Raw genomic sequence first — 21287 nt, forward strand, 5'->3', positions numbered from 1 at the left:
CACGCACCACTCCTTATGCCCGCTGTAGACACCCACACCCACGGGAAGCACGTTCGCCGTTCGGCGTTCGTGTCGTTTACCGCACGCAAGGAGTTGTTACATGTCCACATCGCCACAACCTGCCAAGAGCAGATTGTCGACCGACGAAGCTGCCGACTACGCCGGAATCCCGGCCAGCACACTGCGCTACTACCGACACATCGAAGTTGGGCCGGCGTCCTACAAGGTGGGCAGCCGGGTCGTTTACGACCGGGTTGACCTCGACTCTTGGCTCGACGCACAGAAAGCCGCAACCGTGCGCGGGGGTGTCGAATGACGCCCGCAGACGTCCGTCGCCGCTGGAACGAGATGGGTGGTCGATGCGGGCGGAATAAACTCCCCGAGATCGTGTGGAGGTTGTACGAAGACGACGCTTTCACGGTCGGTGAGTGCAACGGGTACAGGATCTTCGACACCGAACTGTTGGCGGTCGCGGTCCAAGATGCGTGGAGCAGCGCCGAGTACTCGGAAGGCGCACTAGATGGCTTCTTTTGGGTAGAACTGTTCGGCAGCGCGTACCCACATTTGACGTTTCCCAGTGCGTCGATCACGTTGTATCGCGGTGTCCGCGATGCTGAATGGGCGCGCCGGATGTCGTGGACCAGCTCCCTTGAGTCCGTCCGCTGGTTTGCGAACAGGTACGAGTGCACCGGGACGGTATACAGGATCGTCGATGTCGATCCGCAGGATGTACTGGCCCAAATTGCTGAGGGCCGCGACGAAGACGAGTTCGTCCTCTACCCCGAGTATCTCGACGATGCCCCTGTCCAAGTGATGTGCTCGAACGCGCAGTGCAGATCCACAGTGGATCGCGAGGCTCTTGACGATCATGCTGTCGATTCGGAGGGCCACTGTTGGCACTCACTGAATCTCGTCGAGTCGGTGGTCGGATGAGCAGCCTGCAGCAGCGCCTGGCGCGCCACAGATCCGATGCCCAGCCGCCGACGGTCGTGCGCGCCGAGGATGCGCTCAAGTACGCACTCGCGATCTTCGGGGACCGCACCGAGTGGGCGCGCAGTGACTTCGGCGCGTGCGACGGGGACACCGAGCATGACGTCAGCTACCTGGATGGCGCACTGTGCGAAATCGGAGGAATGGCAATGCTGTTCGGCGATCAGCGGTACTACTCCGACGGTCGGCTGATCGAGTCCGAGATCCCGATCATCAAAGGACTCCGCAGCTCGCATATCTGGCACCCAGACCCGGCGCAGGATGGGCCGCGCACGAGGAGCGGCGAGCTTCCATCGTTTGACCCTGACTTGCCGTCGCCAGGCACCTACGAGATCACGATCGACCCGTTCGCCCAGTCCGTGCACGTGCGCGCAGTGATGGGCGCCGCCGAATGAGTCCACCGACAAAAGAAGGCCGCCCCGGCGGCATTTTCACCACCAGGACGGGCCATCGAAGCACTCACGTGACCAACGGAGCTACCAACGAGGGTACCCGCTACCCAGATGTCGATGCACCCGTTCATCTCCGTGATGAGCATCGAAAGATCCTGATTGACGCCGGTATCTCTGAGGAGGTCATCGAGTCTCGGGGCTACGTGTCGGTGTGGGCCAGCAACCCCGGCTATGGCCACGACAAGTGGCTGGAGTACCAGGGTTTCACCAATCGGCAGCGCGCTCGCGTGGCGGGCATTCCAGGACTGCTGATTCCGCTGCTCGACGCCGACGGCCAACGGTGGGGTTGGCAGCTGCGGCACTTCGACATCGACAACGGTGTCGACTCGGTGGTGCCGAAGTACGCCAGCCCGCAGGGGCAGACCATGCATATCGACGTGCCTCCTGGCATGGGGAGTGATCTGCGCTATCCCACCGAGCCGTTGTATGTCACTGAAGGGTCCAAGAAGGCTGACTCGGCGTGGTCGCGGCTGATCCAAACGGTCGCCATGCTCGGGGTGGACTGCTGGACCGGGACCGATGAGCTGACCGGCGGCAAGAGCGTGGCGCTGCCTGACTGGAAGAACATCGCCCTGAGTGACCGCAAGGTGGTCATCGCCTACGACTCCGACATTCGGACCAACAAAGCGGTAATGGCAGCAGCTGACCGGTTCGCACGGTGGCTGAAGTACAAGAAGGCCGATGTGCACATCCTGTTCCTGCCCGCCGGTTCCAACGGCGAGAAGGTTGGCCTCGATGACTACCTCGCCCAGGGGCACACCGAGAGCGACCTGGAGAAGCTGGCCAAGCCCTACACCAAGGTGTCCCATGAGCTGTGGTGGCGTGCGGCCGTCGATTCCGCCGGTCGCCGGGACGGGTCACGACCTCGCCCAGACCTCACCGACTCCGATCTCGGCGAGCTGGTCGGCGATGAGCACATGGGCTCGTATTTCTGGTCCCCTGCGCTCGGGTGGCTGCGCTGGGACGGTCGGCGCTGGGAGAGCGTTCCTGAGCCGATGGTGTTCGAGGCGGTCCGACAGGCGCTCAATGCGATCTATGACCAGCGGCATGCGGCAGCACGGGAGATCGGCGACGAGAGCGCGCGGACCAACCGAATTAGGGCGTTGACCGCGCTCCTGGCGGCCAGCAAGGTGCGTGCCGTGCTGCAGGTCGCCAAGGGTCGCCGTACGACGACCGAGCCGTTCGATGCGCACCCTGATCTGCTCAACGTCGCCAACGGGGTGATCGACCTGCGCACGGGCGAGCTGCTCGACCACAACCCGGAACTGCGGCTAACCAAGCTGTGCGGGACCCGGTACGTCCCCGGCGCCGGGCACGACGACTGGACTGCTGCACTCAGGGCGCTGCCCGACGAGGCGACATGCACGTGGATGCAGGAACGCCTAGGACAGGCGTTGACCGGTCATTCGCCGCCCGATGACGTGCTGGTGTTCTTGCACGGTGGCGGCCAGAACGGCAAGACCACCTTGCTGGAAGCCTGCAAAAAAGCGGTAGGGGGTGACTATGCCGTCGCGCTGCCCGAGCGGGTTCTGTTGGGCCAGCAGAGCGATCACCCAACCGAGATGATGACTCTGCGAGACGCGCGGCTGGCTGTCGCCGAGGAGACTCCAGAGCTTGCCCACCTGAACATCAAGCGGCTGAAAACACTGCTCAGTGGTGGTGAGATCACTGCACGGTTGATCGGCAAGGACAACGTCACCTGGGAACCGACTCATACCGCGTTCTTGACGTCGAACTACTTGCCCAGGGTCGACGAGACCGACCATGGGACGTGGCGACGGCTAGCGCGGGTGTCGTTTCCGTTCACATTCCGCAGCTCCCGGGCAGCGATAGCCGGTCCTTTCGATCTCCTCGGCGACGCCGGCCTGCGGGACCGGCTCAAGTCTGGTCAGGCCCAGCGCGAGGCTGTACTGGCGTGGCTGGCCGAAGGCGCCACGCGGTGGTACCAGGCCGAGCGGGTCTGCTCGCCGTTCCCGGAGTCGGTCGTGGCGGCCACCGAGCAGTGGCGCGAGGTGTCCGATGTTGTGGTCCGGTATCTCGGTGATGACCGGGTGGAGTTCGACCCTCATAGCCACGTCATGAGCAGTGAGCTGTTGTGGGACTTCAACTCATGGCTGAAGGCCAGCGGTCACCGCGAGTGGTCGGACCAGACGTTTGCGTCGCGGTTCGGGGATCACCCCCGAGTAGTCGCCCGCGAGGTCGAGAAGAAGACCAAGGTCCGTTCAACCTTGCCCGGACTGTCCCGCTGCAAACACAGGCAAGGCGACTTGAGTAGTCGTCTCCAGGCTCCTCCCAAGCAGTTCGCCGCTTGGGCTGGCCTGCGGTTTTGCTCCGACGATGGAGCAGGGGGTTGATCCGGCGGTGATGCTCCGCCGAAATCCCCACCAGGGGTTATGGAACTTTGTGACTAGGTGTGACGGGGTCTCTAGCCGGCCTCACGTAAGAGATTCAATCTTGGGAGCGACTGACAACCCCGTCACACCCCGTCACAGACCTTCACCCAGCTACCGCCCCGACCCTGGGGTCGGCCCGCGCTAGGAAAAATCCTTCGAACCCAACCGAACTGAGCAAGAGGAGCAGCACAGCAGATGAGCGCTACTGCAACATCCTGGACTGCCACCCTGGCACTCTTCGCCATGTCCTATGCAGTTTCCTGGGCATGGCACCACGCCACCGCCCTGGTCGACGAGATCCCCATAGATTCTCTGGATCGATACCGCCAACAGTTCTAGGCAGTTGCGTAAACCGTTGTCGTACAGGATGACCTGTCGACCGACTCGGCTATGCTGAACCCGTCAAGCGGCACGCCAGCGGATCGACATGCGGGTGACCACCAAGCGGCAGCGGATCTTCGAGCGCCCAGACACGTCGTTAGCCGGAAGTTCCTCGGCAACGTCAAACATCATTCATAGAATTGGGATTCGGAACTTTGCGATGACCTCCCCACACCACCTGAGGGCTGCGTAGCGCGCACGCGGCTTTCTAAAGGTGCTGTGGCCAAACCCTGTAGCGGGACTACAGCGATCGCCAAGAACCACCAAAGAATCTGCCACCCCAAGCGCCAAGAAATGCCTACGCGATAGACCGCTGAACTGGTAAAATACAAACACCGATGATGAAATCCTCTGCCTCAGAGCGGCATTTACTTGTTACGTTTGACCAAGGTTGGTCAGCCCGCACCGAGCCCTCGGTGGAATCACTTGCCAAAGAATGGTCTTCGTCAACTAATGCCCGAGCAACGGGCGGGACTGCCTGTGGACGCTGAGATTCTCTATGTCTTTGGCGGTCAGAAACACTCATACGGCGACGCCATTGCCGCGCTGGACGCAGAAGCCGCGACACTCGACCCGGATCGTTGGGAAGGCGGTTGGAATGCCCACGACTACCTCATTGAGGCAGTCAACACCGGGGTCATCGACCTCGTGTTTACAGGTGACGACGACTCGTAGCAGCGAGTTGTGGCGACACCCCTCCGTCGCGAGATGCCGCCAGCTGCGGCCCTACTCGCGGGGGGCGCGGATGGCGGGCGTGTCGATGCCACTGTTTTTCGCTCCGCGACGAGCTTCAGCAAGACCCTGAAGCGGATCTCGCCAGGCATGCCTCCCGCGCGGCGGTTCGAACGCACGGCGAATTGCGTTCAGAGTGGCCGCCCAACTTTGCGATCAGCAGGCACGCCGGCAAGGCGTGGCCGGCCAATCTGTCGCACGGCGGACCACCGTCACAGACTGGGCGCCGAGGAGTCATCCCTCGTTGCGGTTGCCGCCTACGTATGTTCGGCCTCGACGAGTAGATCTCGGGGATCTACCTCCAGAAAAGCGGCGATCTTCTCGAGGGTCTGCAAGGTGAGGTTGCGCTCGCCGCGTTCGACGCTGCCCATGTAGGTCCGGTGCACCCCCATGTGATCGGCGAATGCTTCTTGGCTAAAGCCGCGATCGTGGCGATACCGGCGCAGATTGCGCCCGACTATGCGCTGCAGCTCGCCTTCCATAACGGAATGCGACGTTGCCGCGCCGCTACTTGAAGGTCTACATACTTATAAGTAGCATTCACCGGGTCTGCCTGGATTGGCCTGAGCCGTTGTCCAGCAGCCCATCGATGAAGACCAGCCCCTCCGGGTGGCGTCTGGCCGAGGGAAAGGGGCCGCGCATGAGCGGTCAGCAGACACACGACTCACCGACCTGGCATACCAAATCCCGGACGACGCCGGAAGGTCCTCAATGCACTCGCAGCTATCTATCGAAGTCGAATCTAGTTCTCACCCGCAGCTCTGAACAGACAGATAGGAAACGTAGTGACGACAGTTCGGCCTGGGTGGTACCCCGATCAGAACGACCCGAACGCGGAGGTCTACTGGGACGGTGCCCGCTGGCATGGCCGTCGGGCACGGGTCACCGACGGTGCGTCGACCGATTCCAGGCTTACCGATTTACCCAGCTACTCCGAGAAATGGGCGGCGCTGAGCAATACCGCACGCAATATCGTCGTTGGTGGCGTCCTGGCTGCCTTCGCTCTGGTTCTGGTGGTAGTCGCCCTCATCTTGATCCGACCGTGGGAAAGCGAAACATACAAGAATTGCAAAGAGTCAGCTGCGGCTTACGGCCTCGACAGCGATGCGCCCATAGTCCAGCACTGCGTTGATACCCTCTCGCCCTACGCCGAAAACTAAGGGCCGAGGATGCGATGATGGACGCCCCCGAGTGGACAGTTTCCCGTTTCCTCCGTCATTGGCATGCCAACATGAGCTTCATGGGGGGAAGGTGCTTGGTTGGCATCGCCGCGATGTGTGCGGCGCTGGTGCTGAGCGCACCGGCATACGCCGACAACGACCAGGACCGCCAGTTCTTGTCCGCACTCACGTCTGCAGGTTGGTCGATCAACAACGCCAGCGGTCTAGTTACCGAGGGTCGAATGGTTTGCGTCGAGGGTTTGGCGCATGGCGTTTCGTGGCAGGAGATTCGATCCGTGCTCATGGGCAAGGGATATTCGGCATTGGATTCGTCAACGCTGATCTCCAAAGCCGTGTCGGTCTATTGCCCTCAGCGTCGGGCCGCGATAGCAGACATGGATACAGGCGCGCCTGCCCCGAACCCACGCACCAACGGCCCATGGTGGGATACGCCAACCATGGGTGAATCGACGTGCCTCATGGCTCGGGTGAATGGTCGTGACTGGGCCGTCAGGTACGGCATCGGTGATTTCAACGGGACCGCCGAAGGCGCGCACTTTATCGACGCTCTTATCGCCAAGTACTGCCCGCAGTACGCCGGATAGGAGGTGGATCGCCGCCTGGGCTCAGCATGGTTGGCTAACTCCTATTCCGACCACCGGGGCGCGCTTGATCCGCGCCGCCTAGCGTCACCGTCCAGGAATCGGACGGTGTCCGAGAACGAATGACATCAGGTCAGCTCGGTCGACCGCCTCGGAAGCCGTACAAAGTGTCGCAGTCTGCCGCTAGCATCCGGCCATGCCACTGAGGATCGGTGACGCCTTTTCCGGGTATCGCGTGCTGCGGCTGCTCGGTTCTGGGGGCATGGGCGAGGTGTACTTGGTGCAGCACCCAAGGCTTCCCCGTCAGGAAGCCTTGAAGGTCCTGCGCCCGGAGTTCTCCCATGATAAATCGTTCCGTGACCGGTTCATCCGTGAAGCAGATCTCGCATCGGGGTTGCGACACCCTCACATCGTCGGCATCCACGACCGGGGCGAGCACGACGGCCTCCTGTGGATCGCGATGGACTACATCGAGGGCACTGACCTCGGCCAGCTCCTGGACGGGAGGTACCAGCAGGGCCTCCCGGTTGGGCATGTCTTGACGGTCATCACCGCTGTGGCCAGTGCGCTGGACTACGCCCACAAGAAGGGCTTGTTGCACCGCGACGTCAAGCCCGCCAACATCCTCGTCGCCGACCTTGACACCGACGACCCCAAGATCTTCCTTGCCGACTTCGGCATCGCCCGACCCCTCGACGAGACCGCCGGCATTACCACCACCAACATGACCGTCGGCACGGTGGCTTACGCGGCACCCGAGCAGCTCATGGGCGAGCCGATGAGCGGATGCGCCGATCAGTACGCCCTGGCTGCGACGACCTACCATTTACTGACTGGTTCGCACCTCTTCCCAAACTCGAACCCGGCAGTCGTCATCAGTCGCCATCTCAATACTCCACCGCCATTCCTTGCCGCCGTACGACCCGAACTCGCATCGGTTGACCCAGTTGTATCTACAGCGTTGGCCAAGAGCCCTGATGATCGGTTCGGCTGCACTTCGGACTTCGCCCGTTCCCTTGTCAAAGCCGCTGACCGGACGACTGTTGGCCACGCCGGAGCGGCAACGGTCCTCGCCCCAGCAACCCGCAAGACGCCCGATCCCGATAGTTCAGCCACTCGGAAAGACTCCGCTAGTTCGGACACGCGGACGCGGTGGCTCGTCGGTGGTTCATTTGCCGCAGTACTGCTACTGCTGGCATGTATCGGTGTGTTCTGGCAGCCGTGGCAGCAGCCGGAATTGAACGGCGCCACTTCAAGGAGTGCCGAACCAGCCACCTCAGCCCCGACCTCGACGGCAGTCGCACCGCTGCCCGCCCCAACGTCTGCTGCGCCGTGGCCTCAAAGTACGGTTGGGGCTCCCACGGTGACCGTTACAGCAAGGCCGACGACGCCAGCGGATGTTGGGTTTTCGGCAAGCGAACAGGAGTTCCTAAACGCCGTCGCCTCGCTTAACGCGGCTAACGGGTACACCAGCGCACCGACGTACCTCCGCGCTATCGGCGGTGGCGCTGCGAGCAAGGATCAGCAGGACCACGCCCTGGTGCAGCGCGGATATCAGTTGTGCGCCGCACTGGACGACGGCCTGGATTCCTCCGCTGCTCGGCAACGAGTCCTGGAACCATTCAACGATCACTCGGTGGACATGTTCGATTACTACGGTGCGATCGTGATCGGATACGCCACCCATAGGTTGTGCCCTCAGCACAGCGATAAGACGGGCCAGATCTAGTACGCAACCCGATGGGAGGGTTTCTTGGACAGGCCGATCGCTTCATCGAGCGCTCTGCTCTGCTGCTTCTTCGACCGAGAGCGCCGGTGCACGCGAACAGGCCGTGGCCGAGGACTTCTGGGACGCTCGGCGAGAGTCATTCTTCTCGCACGCGAACAATTTCGGAGACGGCATCCGCAAGAACGACTTGCTCGACCTCAAGTTCGATTTCTGGGCCAGTGAAGATTGTGCCGTGCCCACGGGCCACAGCCACCCACGAGGCGCACACGGACCGAGTCGCAGGATGAGCGACAAGAACGACATCTCCGTCCTCTTCGCTGGCCCAGCGAAAAGCTTCTCCTGGCGGGAGTTCCGCGAGGGAGATCCTCACCTCCAGTGCAGAGCCAACGTTCTTCCAGTCGACTGGATAGTCTGCAGCTGGTGCGAGATCCACGGTAGGCAGATGGATACCAAACGGGTCCCAGGGCTTTTCGTAGTCGGGGTCGAGCAGCTTCTCGTCCTCGAAGTTGAACGGGTAGTCCTTTTGAACGCCGTAGGCACCGTTGAAAGTAACGACGAGCTTCACGTCGTACAAGAAGGACGGAGCGATGTTTGTTACGGCGAAGCGCAACCCCGGCCATGCCATCCCTGCCACGTAGTCTTCAATCCGAGTCCAGTCCCGTTCTACACGTGTTTTGCGCCCGTCTATAAACGCCTCAACCTCTTCGACAGTGGGCGGTTCGGCGGGCGCTTCCTGGTGCAGTACCTTCGCCATAAGCGCGTGCTGTTCGCGCTCCGTGGACGACAGTTTGCGCTGGCGCTCCGCTCTCTCTCGCAGGTCTCCATCCTCGCCTTCCAACAATGCCTCACGCAGTTCCGTGCCGCCCGTGAAGCGCCTCCCGCTGCCAAGGACTTCCATTCTGATGTTCAGCGGTACGAGGCCGGGGTCGATACCGAGGAACTGCTGACGAAGCTCCGCCATCAACGGCTGATCAAGAACCGCAGCGATTCGTTCCATGTGAAAAATCTCCACCTCGATCCCCGACGCGAGTTCACTGAGTTCTTTGCGCTCGCTGAGCGTGACCTCTTGGTTGGTGACGAAGGCGAACCCCCTCGGCATGTGCCGTTCGGCACTTTCGAGATCGGACCTGAACTTCGCCCTAATTTCGGAGAACGGGTGCTTGTGGCGCGGGAAATACACTGCCATCAGCCATAACTCACCGCCTCTTGTGAGAGTAGCGTCGCGTCCTCCGTCCGGGCCGCCGAGCGGGTGCGACGGATCAGCGTCTTGAAACCCGCAGGCGAGTAGAACCTGCACGGCGAGCCGTTCTGCCGCAGCCGAGTCGGAAGACCACGCCAACAGGCGGTATTGGGTTTCATCGGTGCGTGGCAACAGTTACCTCCCAACCGGCCCACATCATTGCCGTGATGTAACCATGCCGAACAAATCGACGCCATCGTCTCGAAAACAATGTTCCCTCGTGCGACAGGGCGATCACTGGGTTCGGCACAGAGGCCGCGGCTGGTGGTAGATCAGACCTTGCGCTATTGGGACGCATGATCGGCGCCGCTAGATTGCTACATAATGGGCGGGTGACTGGGAACGCCGGCCCCTTGAACGAACTCGCGGCCGAGCTGTCTCGCATCGACCCCACTTTCAGTTACTTCGCACTGACGTTGACAGCGACGCCGACCGGCGAGCTTCGGATGACGACGCAGACAGAGTTCGCCGGACCGGGCTCAAAGCCCATGTGGGAGATGCGGCGCGCATCCGAAGTTGATGCTCGAAACATGCTCGGCTTGTGGCACGACATGGGCGAAAGCGCCGTGGTCGTTAATTCGGAAGCGTCGTTGGCGGTGTTCTTGCGCATCGGCGGTAACGCAATCATCGAGAAATCTATCTTCAGCAACTGGTTCGGCCGGCTGATGGAGCCTGAGGAGTGCGTTCCGAGCCGAGTCGGAGAAGGCGTGCGTAGCCGAGAGTCTGTCGAGGGCCACGCGATGGTGAAGCATGCGCCAACAAAAAAGCTGCGGATGGATGTTTTACGGCGCGACAACTTCCGCTGCCGAGCGTGCGGCCGAAGCCCAGATAACTACGTCGATATCGAACTTCACGTTCACCATGTACTCCCATGGGGCCAAGGCGGCATGACCGAGCGGAGTAATTTACTGACGCTGTGCAGTACGTGCCACACAGGGCTGGATCCGCACTTCGAGATCCGCCTTCTTGAAAAGGTCCCCGACGGCATCATCCATCCATCGGTATTCGAGGGCATAGGCGACGATTTTCGTGCGGGGGTTCAGCACTATCGCGGATTAGTCGCCGACAATGCGGAAGGCCGGCGGTCCAAACGCGCTAACTAGTTGCCCCTATAGCGAACAGCCGTTCTCATAGGGTTGATAGTGAGCGTCTCACAATTGATCACATCTGAGACGCCTCGCGACGATCTCATCGGCGCGTAGATCGGGCAGGTCGCCATGTCTCGAAAGTTCGTCTCGAAATCGAGTGTTTCAATAGTAGCGATTAGAGCATTTATGAGACACTTGGATGGTGACAGCCCCCACCACGACTACCGGAACCCGCATCGGCTACACCCGTGTCTCGACCGTCGCCCAGACTCTCGATCAACAGAACGAGGCACTCCACGCCGCCGGAGTCTCGAAGGTTTTCTCGGACGTGATGTCCGGTGCTCGTGACGACCGGCCCGGCCTGGCTGATCTGATGGCCTATGTGCGCCACGGCGACACGGTTGTCGTCTGGAAGCTCGACCGACTCGGGCGCAACATGCTGCACATCCTGCAGACCGTCCGTGAGCTGACCGCACGAGGCATCACCCTGGTCTCGGTCACCGACGGCATCGACTCCTCAACCCCGGCTGGCCGGATGATGATCGGCGTCCTCGGTTCCCTTGCCGAGTACGAGCGCGAACTGATCAAGGAGCGGACCGCACTTAAGCGCGCGGTGTCTCGGACCAACGGCACCAAGTTCGGACGGCCCCGCAAGGTTGACGACGCCGAGCACATCGCCACCGCCCGGCGGATGAAGGCCGACGGACACACCGCCAAGGACATCGCGAAGTACCTAGGGGTGAGCCGGGCGACGCTCTATCGATACTTGGGGTCAGTCGACTTGGTCGATGTCGGGTAGCTGGTAGACGTACTGGGTCGGCGTGAGGTGATCTTCGTGGGTGGCAGCAACGGCATTGGAGCACCGGCAAGTTCGTCGACTGCACCGACCCCACGTGCACCTGCATGCTGTGGCCGTCACGCCATCCGTAACCCTGCACCGTCAGGGTTCCGCCGTTTCTCCCGTGACAGAGACCGCCTCTAATGCGATCCTCGGTCGTACAGAGCAGACCGGGGGTCTACCAAATGCCTGACGCCGTACCAAATACGGGTGCCTACCACTATCCGGGGATGGATCAGCAGACAGCCATTGAATGGTTCATGGCGACCAACGATGGCACCGCAATCGATAGCTGGCACTGGCTGATCGAGTTCTCCACGACGTCCTTCTATCTCAAGTCGATGAACCGGGCCTTACAGGCCATGAAGGTCAGCATCCACGGACCCGACGACCGGCACCCTGGCATGGATCATTTCCGGTTCGACGTCATCAGGACCGCCGATATGGAAGTCGACCAGCGTGCAGTCGAACGTTCACGCCGCGACGGTGGACGGTGGCTGTCCGACGCCAGCCTGTTGCCGCACCACTTCACTGGCCAGCCGATCAACGACCACGTCAAGTTGATCACGCGGTTCAGCACCGGAGCGGATACCTTTCTGCCTGGAGCACCTGCAGCGGGCGGATCGGACTGGCCGAAGAAGAAGGCGACCATGAAAGGGATTGCCCCCGTGCCCACCGAGGGCCGTGTCACGCAGGTCGACATCTACCTCAGCGACAACGGGCAGCCGTACTGGCCTGATGAGGCCACGGTGCGAGAGACTGAGTCCGGGATCGGGTACATCAAGAACTCACTCGGCTGGTGTCTCTCAGCGGTCGTCTTCAACCGGCCCGTCGACTACCTGCCTGAGCCTTGCGGCGATCTGCGCGGCGATGTGCCCGTCAATCGGTGCCACCGGGGATTGGTCGCGGCCATCGACGAAAACAATCTGTTGTGGTTGTGCGAGAAGCTGACTCCCTGGGACGACTGATCTGTCACCTACGTGTTGTTTACGCCCCCTTCTCCGGCGGCGCGTCGAGGCCATGTGCGCGCCGGAGCTGCCAGGTCAATTCCTTGCACAGGTTGGCGATGTGTTCGTCTTCGGCCTCGGCCTGCGCTCGGGTCACGCGGGCTTTCGCCGCAGCTGAGTCGAAGGTCGCGTGATACTCATCGATGTTGTCGCGGATGTGCTCCAGCGTTTTGTCCCGTACGACCACGAACATGCTGTTCTTGTCATCCTGCTCTATCTCAAAGTCTGCAAGCTCCAACAACTCGTATTGGTTTAGCGGGCGGCTCAGTCCGAGTTTCACCGGGTACAGATCTGGATTTCCATTGTTGAGAACGCGCCACGTCTTGCGCGACTCCTGGAGCAATCGCACCATGATGACGCGAATCGGCTCCTCCAGCCATGACGTATTTTGTTCGTTTTCCTGGGGTTGAGCCATCGGGGTGTGGGGCCTTTCGGTTGAGTGACTGTCTCCACTTAGCACGGTAGGACATATGCACGACGCTCCAGGCGTATCGCACGTCGACCGGCCAGGTGCCGCGCGACGATCCCGACGACCCGATGCGCACCGCCTACCGCGAGATGACCGCCGTGTTCTCCGGTCTGGAGCGGCGGATGATCGCGAAGCGGTTGCGGGACGGCCGAAAGGCCAAGGCCGCGAAGGGCGGATGGGCCGCCGGCCGAACCCCGTACGGATACCGCAGCGAGAAGAAGAACGAGCGAGGTCGCGACAACCCGAACGGGAAGTTGGTCGAAGTGCCGGCGGAGCAGGAGACGCTGGCCCGGATGCTGGAGTTGTCCCGGAAGGGAAGTGTTCGCGGCAGATCGCGGCGATCCTCACGGCCGAGAACCGACCGACGAAGCGAGGCGGTCGGTGGCAGTCGGCCACCGTCACGCGGATCCTCGCCAGACACTGCGACGCCGCTAAAGCAACGGCCGCATGACCCATGCCCAAGGCGATCAGTTGCTGAGGTCTACAACGGTTCGGGATCCAACCGAGCCGAGTGGTGACCCTTTAGGAGACCTTCCCCGAGCCGCACGAACCACAGCGCTCCGCGGCCGGCTAGCGCAGTCGGGTAGACGTACGCGGACCATCAATAGGTCAGATCCCTGATCGAGTTACCCGAGGAGCGGGCGACGATGATGCTGGATGTTGTCCAGCATATGTACCGAGCGGGCCTGTTGACGTTCCAGTCCTCTGTAGTGCGAGCTCAGTTGGTTTGAGCTTTGGGTGACGGCGCCATTCAGTGATTGGGTAGAGACGTTCAGTGAATTTATTCCACTATCGATCCGGTTCAACTTGGAACCGACCTCGTCAATGGATGAATTCACCTTAGATATCGCGTTGGAAAGGACGACGGTCATCCGACCGAGAGCGTCGGCGAGATTTTCGAATCCAGCGACCAATATTGCATTGGTCCGCATCTGCAGAAATATCTGTGCAAAGTGCGGATCCTTGTGTGCAGGCCGTATCACTTGGGCAATCCGGTGGGAGACACCTTCGCTGACCCGCAGTTTTGATGCCGCCGCCAGCGAAACCGCGAAGGGATCGACTTCACCTTTGTATTTGCCGGCCAGACTCGTGTACTCGATCGAGTACACGTTGATCCTGTCTACGAGTTCTATGAACGATGCAAGTTCTGTAGCCGCGTTCTCAATCGCGGTCCAGAACGGTATGTATGCCGACTCATCGAACTCCTCTATGGCTGAATCCAAGTACTGATGAGCGTTTTCTAGGTGGCCAGGTAATTTGTCGAACGCATCAACAGCAGCTTGATTAGTGGTTTGTAACCGTTGCGCGATTCTCGCTTGCTCTGATTTAAGTTGCGCCAATCGTTCTTTTTTCGCCTTCGCCGCCGCAATGCGCTCCGCCTCAGCCTTTTCCTTCTTGTCTTTCTGATAAGCAAAACCGACGTAGACTGCCGAAATGGCGATAAAGAATACGACTCCTGTGACGAAATCCCAGAAACTCGCGTCGTGATCTCCGATGAATAGCCAGTTGATGCCGTAACCAGAGAAGCTTGCAATGATTACCAGGCAGAATAAGAAGAACTTCTCCAAAGCTTGGCCTTCCCCCGGCACTGCGAACAGTGTCAGGATCTTACTCGACGAGTGTCGACCGTGTCGTGTTGCGAATGTGTGCGGGTGTCAGTCCGCCACCCGCGGCACGAGCGATCGCTGCCCACCGCCGAGGCGGTGAAGGCGCGGTCCCGCAGGAGGCAGCAGCAGTCAGAGTCAGACGGTCGACTCCGCCTTGCGGTTGAGCTGAGGGGTCAGTCCCACCAGAAGTTCCAGTAGGGCCACTGCGGCAGGCCGAGGCGGAACGCATCCGGTTGCATGCCCTGGTCGATGTTGTCTGGGCAGAAAGCGTAATGCTCGCGCAGAAGGGCTTCGACCCGATCCTCCGACGCAGGGCGGCGGCCCACCTGCACCGTCATCGTGTCGAACCCGATGCTCACCAGGATCGTGCCGAAACGGTCCTCCCACGACCGCAGCACTGCGGAGAAGTCAGCTCCCGACATACTGTAGTTCGTGCCGCCCCACCAACCCAACGCCGCGGGCACGTCCGCGGGACGGGCGACGGGCACCAGGAGCAGTCCGCCGGCCTCGACTTCGAGCTGATCGGGTCGCAAGTCCGGTCCGGGACTCGCGGGTGCCAACGCGTTGACGGCCGGCACGGTGGGGTTCTCGAAACGTTCGCGGGTGAGCACAGCCTGCGCGTCGGGAATCCCGCCCTTGGGGCCGTCCATTTCACCGCTGCCCCAAGGCCGTTCGATGTTCCCGCTGTCGAGCCCTAACGCCTGCAATGGCCAGAGACCGGTCTGCGGGAACACCTCGGCGAGCGAACGGACCAGCTCGGTCAACCGGTCCTCAGAGAGCATCTCGCTGCTGATCCAGGCGACGGGCGAGCCGCGGCCCTCCTCGCCGGTCACGATGCGGCCCGGAGGCAGGACGACCCCTGCGAAGTCGCGAGTGTCGGCCTCGGGCAGCAGCCCTGGCGTGGCACGGAACATTGTCGGGCTCCTTGGCAATTCAATAGGGATGGCATGTCGTCCGGCCGCAGATCCTCTTGGTCAGATCACTCCCGACACATGGAGGGTCGCGACGAGGTCGAGGATGTGCAGGATCCCGAGGAGCACCAGCACCGCACCGGCAGCGATGAGCCAGGTTCCGCCCGGCGACGGTATCGAGGGCCGATGTTCATCGGCTGCTGCCGACCCGTCCGAATGCAGCAGGCGACGGTCGTCTTCACGGTCCCAGCGGGCACGGGCCACACGGCGACGGACACCGACGACGAGCAGCGCCACACCCGCGGCGGTGAACAGTACTGCGCGGATCGCGGGGCCTACCCACTGCGCGCCGTCCCCTTGTGCGAGCACGTACACGACCATCACCCGTCCCCCTATCCGTCAGTCCAGGTACACGTCTCGCCTCGTGACGGTGCCGAGGAGAACCGCGTCACCACTCGTCGTCATCGTCGTCGTCATCCCCTACCGGCGGGCGCGGCTTGCCGATCACAATCACCGCCCACACCACGCCAGCGATCAGCGCTGCGACGACCGCAAAGAAGACGAGATGTCCCGCCATATAGGCCATCACCGAGGAGGAAGGAAGTCGGCGACCTGATTCCTCACAGCGGCGATCTCCTCGTCGATCCGTTCCCGGGGCCACTTCTCAGAGCCACCGAACGCCCACATGACCGACAGCTCCCGCAACTTCCCTATCACGTAGGAGAACTGCGGCAGCTTCAACGGCGCCACGTACGTATCGGACCGAATCTGTTCCACGAGGACGCCATTGAGCCGATTCCTCATCGCGTCATGGATAACCGGCGGCCCCGGCGCGCTCTCGTTCTCTGGCAGTGACAGCCACAGCTCGACATCGGGGGCGCGCGGGTCACCGGCGAGGGAAAGCGCGCGGTACGCGGCGGCGATGGTGGCGCCCGCGGGCAGCCACTGGTTGTGGTTCCCGATGAACGGAATGTCCTTGGCCACGGCCGCCAGCTCGTACAGGACGTCGCTGCCCGCGACGAGGCTCAGGAGCATCGCCGGCTCGAAGAGCAGCTGCATGCCGACGTCTCCGCCGACGGTGCCCTTCTTCATCGCCCGGTCGACGATCTGCTGTCCGCGCTTGCTGAGCAGAGGTGCGCATTGGTCGTACAGCGCTGAGAGGCGCGGTTTTATCGCACCGTTCAGCTCGACCATCTGGTCCGTTGAGAACTGTGTGATGTCTACTGCCCCTTGGCCGTTGCCAGGTGCGGCGGGGGTGAACCCGGCCCGTTCTTCTGTCCGTGTTCCCAGAGCTGCCGAACGAACGCCAAATACACCTCGGTGGAGTCGAGGGTGAGGTTGCCGATCTCGCGCTTGCCGCCGTAGAAGCCTGGCACGCTGGCGCCTGCGCAGGCGTCGAACTCCAGTTGGTCGATATCGGCGGCGTTCATCCAGCCCGAGAACAAGTCAGGCAGCAAGAAGTCCTGCGCAAGCGGCACACTCAGCGCACCCTCGAATGACTGAACGTCCACCCAGGGTGTGACCGATCCGTCGAACGGATCGAGAACCACCACGGTGTGCAACTCCCCGCTGGCGTCGGGCGCCCCCTCGACCGTGAGCCGAGTCGTCACCGCGAACTGTCGGGCCAGCCAGTCGAACGCGAACACCTCGGCGTCGAGCCCCCGCGTGCGGAACATCGCATCGACAGTCCCCTGTGCCGCTGGGGCGGAGGCCGCGTCGTGGAATCGCAGCAGTCCGCGATTCATGGAACGCCCGCACATCCCGCGGTCAGCGAACACGCCACCGACCAAGCCGGGCCGCCACTGAGCCCCTGACCGTGTCGGCGGATCGAATGAGAATTCCATTCCTGCGTTCCTGTTGTCGTTGCGGATAACGTCACTTCACAGCCTATGTCAGGGGTCCGGCAGGCGGACACCGCCGAACGTGGTGCCTGGCGGGAACTGGTTCATCCCCTTGTTGAGCTGCGATCCGAAGCTCGAATTCACGCTGCCGTCGAGTAGTCCCATGTTCTCCAGGGCGTCGAGGCCGCCTGCCTGCAGGTCGCGGGTGTGATCGACGTGGAATCCGGGCGGAACGCGATCCAGGCCAAGGGAGTTGAGGAACTCCTGCCGGATCGCCGGATCTCGCGGAACGGGCGGCACCTGGTTGAACCCCTGATCGCCGACCGAGTTGTTGAATGCCTCGATCTTCTGCTGCATCTGCGACTGCTGGAACTCCGACCAGCCGTCCTTCATGTTGATGTCGACGTGGGGCATGTCGCCCACCGGGCTGTAATCGATCGGTATCGATGGAGCGTCGATCGGCGCGGGCGGATCGAGATTCGGGGTAGGTATGTCATCGAGATGGCGGGAACCGGCCAGGGCATCGAATCCATGCTGGAACGCTTCGGCGAGGGGTTTGGCACCCGGCACCGGCACCGAGCCGGCGAGGTCCGCGACGGCCCCGGCCTGTTCGGCTCCGGAGTACTCGCCCCAGTTGCTGAAGACCTGGGCGTCGTGAGCGACGTCGGGCACCAGGCCGAAGGTCGCCTTATTGATGTCGTGGCTGGCGTCGGTGAGCCCTTCCGCGGCTTGTTCGCCGAAGCTGGGCGGCGGCGGGAACGCCTGCACATCGGCGTTCGGCGGGAGCGGCGCGACGGGCGCAGTCTCTCCCCCGGACGCCGCCGACGCGTAGTTGAGCTCGTTCAGGACCCTGGTCTGTTCGGTCAGCTCAGCTCGGGCGTCGAACACCGACTGGCTCAGCGGGTTGGTGACGTCGCGGCCCGGGCCGGCTCCGGCGCCTTGCGTGTACGCCTCCCCCGCTGCAGCGTCCAGCTTCGCTTGGGCCGCGTTGAGGTTTTGGCGCGCGACATCGACTTTCGCTGCTTGTCGGTCTATGGCCGCGCGGTCGGGCGGCGGTGGAACCTGGCTGAGTGCGGGCGGCAGGCCCGCGGGCTGGGCTTCACCGGCATCGGCCGGCTCACCCTCCGAGGTTTCTTCGGGGACGCCGAGTAGGTCTCCGAGGTCTCCATTGGCGTCGCTCTCGGCGGGCGGCTCACCGCCCGGCTTCCCCTCCGCGTCTTTCGCAGCGTCTTCGACGGACTTAGGCACTGGGAAGGGGCCGATCTGACCTGTGGCCTGCTCCGCGGGAGGACGGGACTCGTCGCCGTCCGGACCAGCGGCCTCGGTCTTGCTGTCGACCAGTTGGATTGTCGGGTCACCGCCGGTCTCGCCTTCGCCGTCGAACCGGATCCCCTCCAGCTCTGTGGAGGCGGTCTGCAGGCGCTGCCCGACGTGCGCATCGGCCTGGGCCAGGCGCTCGGCTGTCCAGCGGATGTCTTCAGCGTGTTCCACAGCCGCGGTGACACGCGCCGCGGCTGTGGCTTCGTCGTAGGCACGGGTGTCGGTCACCGACAGGTCTTCGCCGACGCTGAACCCGTCGTCCTCCGCGGCCCTGATCGCCGCGAGTACTTCACGTTTGGCCGAGTTGATGTCGGTGACAGCATCTTCGGCGATTCCCGCGGCCTCACGCAGCGCAGCGCTCTGCCTGTCGACGACGCCGATGTCGGCCGTCACGCGGTTGAGGGCGGCGTCTTTCGCGTCTCCTTCCCAGCTCGTGCCGCCGGGCGCGGAGATGTTCTGCCGATGCTGATCGAACGCATCCTCCGAAGCGCCAGCCGCGGTCCGCCAGCTTGTCGCGGCGTCGGCGAGGTGGGCGGTGCTCCAGCCCTCGATCGCGGAACGGGTTGGAACGACTGTGGGCGCCGGAGCGGTCACACAGACACCGCAGTGATCGCTCCGGCCCCGCCTTCGTCTGTCGTGTCGTAGCGGGCACTAGCCGTGGACAGGTCGCCTGCCTGGCCGGTGATGCGTGCGGACTGGCGTGTGCGCAGGGACGTGAGCGCGGCGTTCACAGCTGCCACACCACCGCCGCTGGGCTGCGCTGACGTCGCGCCGCTGAACCCCGCGCCGGTCAGGCCCGTAGCTGTGGCCTCGCTGTTCGCAGCGGCCGTCCGCAGCCCAGCCGTGTCAACCTCTAGTTCGTCTGCCATGCCATCCCCCACTCGGCGCAACACCCCATTTGTGAGCCTAACGCAGGATTTCGAGGGTCCCGACGGGAGTTTCAGGTGGCGGACGGGTTCGGAGCAGGATCAGTACGGCCAGCGGTGCGGGCCGGCGCCGACACACCACCGCCGAGCGCGTGGGTGATATGCGACGGGGATGTGTGTCGCCGGGGTCACGTAGCGGTCGGGCTCCCAACCTAAAGGAGGAATCACCGTGAGCTACACCAAACACAGTGCCGCGGCACAAGACAAGGCTCATGCGTACGTCCGCGAAGTACTCGAGTCGGACCGGCCGACGGTCCGCCTCCCGACCACTACCTAGCTCGCAACGACTACGACGCACGCCTTTGCGTCTTCCTTGCTGGCGTGCAATGGGCTGGCTCTGGAAGAGCTGCCGAACGACGCGTAACGGCCGATCTCCTAAACGTCCCCGTTCACGGTCAGTGTGAGGGTCAAGACGTCGTCGATGGGCTCGGGCGACGGTCGCTCGTTGGCAGGTTCAACCGTTGAGGCCGCTCACTCCGGGAGCGGAACTTTACCCATCTCGCACCACTGCGCGAGCGGTTCGCCCAGGCGGTCAAGCACCCCGGCCTCCGGCACGTTCGCGTACCGCGCCAGCAACAGCAGATGCGTCCGCGTCGCGATGGCGGCGAGTACCGTCACCTTCGCCGTCGTCTCGGGTGACGAGTACATCGCCATCGTCGGTACACCGAGCTCGGATCGGCCGGTGTAGAAGGACTCGGAGACCCCCGACTGCTTGAAGCGCGCATGTACCGCCGCTGACAGCAACGCGTACGGCTTGCCCGCCTGATTGGCTTCCAGACCGGACGCCGCGAACATCTTCCGCACGATGTCGGTCTCCGATGGCGGCCGTTCCCCTTTCCGCTGTGTGGAAGGACCCAGATGCGGCGCCTGCCAGTCCTTCGCCATTGCCTTCGCCGTGCGCGAGTCTCGAAGGCCGGCGGTCGCACCGACCGCTACAAGATCGTCAGCCAACGCGGCGATGTCAGCTCGCGAAGCCTCGTCGCCGAAGTCCCACGGGGCACCGTAGAGGGCGCCCAGCTCCTCGTTCAGGTAACGCTGCAGTCGCTCCTCGCGGGTGGCGCCTTCGAGGATGAACCACGCCTTCGCGGCCGTCGCCACACAGGTCCGCGCCAACGGGTACGGCGCGAAGTACACCCCCATCGCCGGCAGAACCCCTGCCATCCCGCGGTGAAGATCGAGCTGCACCGCGACGTCGTAGACCTGGTCCGTCGCCAGACGGCTGAAGACGTTCTTGGTGCGGGTACCGATGTGCTCGCCGTCCGCGGCCCGGTCACTCAGCGCGACGCTGAGAATCGCCGAGAAGGGGTAGGCGAGCTCCTTCTTGATGAGCGCTTCCACTGCGTCGGCGAAGCGGAGGATGGTGTCGGCGAGCTTCAAGTACGGCTCCAGAGGAGCACCTGACGTGCGATTCGTTGTATTTCCTGTCATGGGGCGGACGCTACGCGGGAGGGGTGCAGGGAACCGTGGACCTGCGGCGTGCGTCTAATCCAGGCATGAGCGAGTACGCAGAGGATTTGGATGGGCCGAGGCTGCCGACCGTCGTCGAGGAGTTCTTGGCCGGCGAACGGCCCTGGCACCGGCTACTGCGCGGAACTGGGGCG

The 21287-nt window shown here is 62.8% G+C and carries 24 protein-coding genes; 13 read left to right on the forward strand and 11 right to left on the reverse strand.

Annotated elements, in window-relative coordinates:
- Positions 1-100 precede the first annotated feature (100 nt).
- From C6A86_RS16955 to C6A86_RS16980, 6 genes are all read left to right on the forward strand, one after another.
- Positions 101-316 carry an AlpA family transcriptional regulator gene (locus tag C6A86_RS16955; RefSeq protein ID WP_105365176.1) on the forward strand — a complete coding sequence of 72 codons (216 nt, stop codon included), beginning with the start codon at positions 101-103 and terminating at the stop codon, positions 314-316.
- Positions 313-933 (forward strand): hypothetical protein, encoded by a 621-nt coding sequence (locus C6A86_RS16960; protein ID WP_142407051.1) that lies wholly within the window; start codon positions 313-315, stop codon positions 931-933. Before C6A86_RS16955 ends, C6A86_RS16960 begins: the two co-directional genes overlap by 4 nt.
- Positions 930-1385, forward strand: coding sequence for a hypothetical protein (locus C6A86_RS16965; protein WP_105365174.1), 456 nt, complete (start codon positions 930-932; stop codon positions 1383-1385). Before C6A86_RS16960 ends, C6A86_RS16965 begins: the two co-directional genes overlap by 4 nt.
- Positions 1386-1453: 68 nt before the next feature.
- Positions 1454-3796 (forward strand): phage/plasmid primase, P4 family, encoded by a 2343-nt coding sequence (locus tag C6A86_RS16970; RefSeq protein WP_158263312.1) that lies wholly within the window; start codon positions 1454-1456, stop codon positions 3794-3796.
- A 234-nt stretch (positions 3797-4030) separates the two neighbouring features.
- The gene (locus tag C6A86_RS16975; RefSeq protein ID WP_158263311.1) at positions 4031-4174 is read left to right on the forward strand and encodes a hypothetical protein; all 144 of its coding nucleotides are present in this window, start codon (positions 4031-4033) and stop codon (positions 4172-4174) included.
- 522 nt (positions 4175-4696) lie between these two features.
- Positions 4697-4891 (forward strand): hypothetical protein, encoded by a 195-nt coding sequence (locus C6A86_RS16980; RefSeq protein ID WP_105365172.1) that lies wholly within the window; start codon positions 4697-4699, stop codon positions 4889-4891.
- Positions 4892-5205: 314 nt separating this feature from the next.
- On the opposite strand, the gene C6A86_RS16985 is transcribed toward C6A86_RS16980, so the two are convergent.
- On the reverse strand, positions 5206-5430 hold the full coding sequence (locus tag C6A86_RS16985) for a helix-turn-helix domain-containing protein (RefSeq protein ID WP_105365171.1): 225 nt from the start codon (positions 5428-5430) through the stop codon (positions 5206-5208).
- Between the two features lie 303 nt (positions 5431-5733).
- Here C6A86_RS16985 and C6A86_RS16990 point away from each other — a divergent pair, with 303 nt between their 5' ends.
- From C6A86_RS16990 to C6A86_RS17000, 3 genes are all read left to right on the forward strand, one after another.
- The gene (locus C6A86_RS16990) at positions 5734-6108 is read left to right on the forward strand and encodes a DUF2510 domain-containing protein (RefSeq protein ID WP_158263310.1); all 375 of its coding nucleotides are present in this window, start codon (positions 5734-5736) and stop codon (positions 6106-6108) included.
- A 17-nt stretch (positions 6109-6125) separates the two neighbouring features.
- Positions 6126-6713 (forward strand): DUF732 domain-containing protein, encoded by a 588-nt coding sequence (locus C6A86_RS16995; protein WP_158263309.1) that lies wholly within the window; start codon positions 6126-6128, stop codon positions 6711-6713.
- A 193-nt stretch (positions 6714-6906) separates the two neighbouring features.
- A complete protein-coding gene (locus C6A86_RS17000) occupies positions 6907-8439 on the forward strand; it encodes a serine/threonine-protein kinase (protein ID WP_105365168.1) in 1533 nt (510 codons plus the stop codon).
- A 136-nt stretch (positions 8440-8575) separates the two neighbouring features.
- Here C6A86_RS17000 and C6A86_RS17005 read toward each other — a convergent pair whose 3' ends face one another.
- On the reverse strand, positions 8576-9625 hold the full coding sequence (locus C6A86_RS17005; protein ID WP_142407050.1) for a hypothetical protein: 1050 nt from the start codon (positions 9623-9625) through the stop codon (positions 8576-8578).
- Between the two features lie 386 nt (positions 9626-10011).
- Between C6A86_RS17005 and C6A86_RS17010 the strand changes: the two genes are divergently transcribed.
- The 3 genes from C6A86_RS17010 to C6A86_RS17020 all read left to right on the forward strand — a co-directional run bounded on the left by C6A86_RS17010 (position 10012) and on the right by C6A86_RS17020 (position 12573).
- On the forward strand, positions 10012-10782 hold the full coding sequence (locus C6A86_RS17010; RefSeq protein ID WP_158263308.1) for an HNH endonuclease: 771 nt from the start codon (positions 10012-10014) through the stop codon (positions 10780-10782).
- Between the two features lie 184 nt (positions 10783-10966).
- Positions 10967-11566: a recombinase family protein gene (locus tag C6A86_RS17015; RefSeq protein WP_105365165.1), complete on the forward strand. Its 600-nt coding sequence runs from the start codon at positions 10967-10969 to the stop codon at positions 11564-11566.
- A 182-nt stretch (positions 11567-11748) separates the two neighbouring features.
- Positions 11749-12573 (forward strand): hypothetical protein, encoded by an 825-nt coding sequence (locus C6A86_RS17020; protein ID WP_311100800.1) that lies wholly within the window; start codon positions 11749-11751, stop codon positions 12571-12573.
- Between the two features lie 19 nt (positions 12574-12592).
- Here C6A86_RS17020 and C6A86_RS17025 read toward each other — a convergent pair whose 3' ends face one another.
- A complete protein-coding gene (locus C6A86_RS17025) occupies positions 12593-13027 on the reverse strand; it encodes a hypothetical protein (protein WP_105365163.1) in 435 nt (144 codons plus the stop codon).
- A 143-nt stretch (positions 13028-13170) separates the two neighbouring features.
- Here C6A86_RS17025 and C6A86_RS29205 point away from each other — a divergent pair, with 143 nt between their 5' ends.
- Positions 13171-13599 carry a hypothetical protein gene (locus C6A86_RS29205; RefSeq protein WP_396835343.1) on the forward strand — a complete coding sequence of 143 codons (429 nt, stop codon included), beginning with the start codon at positions 13171-13173 and terminating at the stop codon, positions 13597-13599.
- 108 nt (positions 13600-13707) lie between these two features.
- Here C6A86_RS29205 and C6A86_RS17035 read toward each other — a convergent pair whose 3' ends face one another.
- The 8 genes from C6A86_RS17035 to C6A86_RS17075 all read right to left on the reverse strand — a co-directional run bounded on the left by C6A86_RS17035 (position 13708) and on the right by C6A86_RS17075 (position 21063).
- Positions 13708-14670 (reverse strand): hypothetical protein, encoded by a 963-nt coding sequence (locus C6A86_RS17035; protein ID WP_105365162.1) that lies wholly within the window; start codon positions 14668-14670, stop codon positions 13708-13710.
- Positions 14671-14861: 191 nt separating this feature from the next.
- The gene (locus C6A86_RS17040) at positions 14862-15602 is read right to left on the reverse strand and encodes a DUF4253 domain-containing protein (protein WP_105365161.1); all 741 of its coding nucleotides are present in this window, start codon (positions 15600-15602) and stop codon (positions 14862-14864) included.
- 60 nt (positions 15603-15662) lie between these two features.
- Positions 15663-15983, reverse strand: coding sequence for a hypothetical protein (locus C6A86_RS17045; protein WP_142407048.1), 321 nt, complete (start codon positions 15981-15983; stop codon positions 15663-15665).
- A 64-nt stretch (positions 15984-16047) separates the two neighbouring features.
- Entirely contained in the window at positions 16048-16185 is a 138-nt protein-coding gene (locus C6A86_RS17050; protein WP_199196339.1) for a hypothetical protein, read from the reverse strand.
- Positions 16185-16793: a hypothetical protein gene (locus tag C6A86_RS17055; protein WP_105365159.1), complete on the reverse strand. Its 609-nt coding sequence runs from the start codon at positions 16791-16793 to the stop codon at positions 16185-16187. Before C6A86_RS17055 ends, C6A86_RS17050 begins: the two co-directional genes overlap by 1 nt.
- 26 nt (positions 16794-16819) lie before the next feature.
- On the reverse strand, positions 16820-17275 hold the full coding sequence (locus C6A86_RS17060; protein ID WP_233213155.1) for a hypothetical protein: 456 nt from the start codon (positions 17273-17275) through the stop codon (positions 16820-16822).
- Positions 17276-17491: 216 nt separating this feature from the next.
- Positions 17492-19354: a hypothetical protein gene (locus C6A86_RS17065; protein ID WP_199196338.1), complete on the reverse strand. Its 1863-nt coding sequence runs from the start codon at positions 19352-19354 to the stop codon at positions 17492-17494.
- A gap of 803 nt (positions 19355-20157) precedes the next feature.
- The gene (locus tag C6A86_RS17075; protein WP_105365157.1) at positions 20158-21063 is read right to left on the reverse strand and encodes a hypothetical protein; all 906 of its coding nucleotides are present in this window, start codon (positions 21061-21063) and stop codon (positions 20158-20160) included.
- Between the last annotated feature and the right edge of the window lie 224 nt (positions 21064-21287).

The sequence above is a fragment of the Mycobacterium sp. ITM-2016-00316 genome (assembly GCF_002968335.2).
GTDB lineage: Bacteria > Actinomycetota > Actinomycetes > Mycobacteriales > Mycobacteriaceae > Mycobacterium.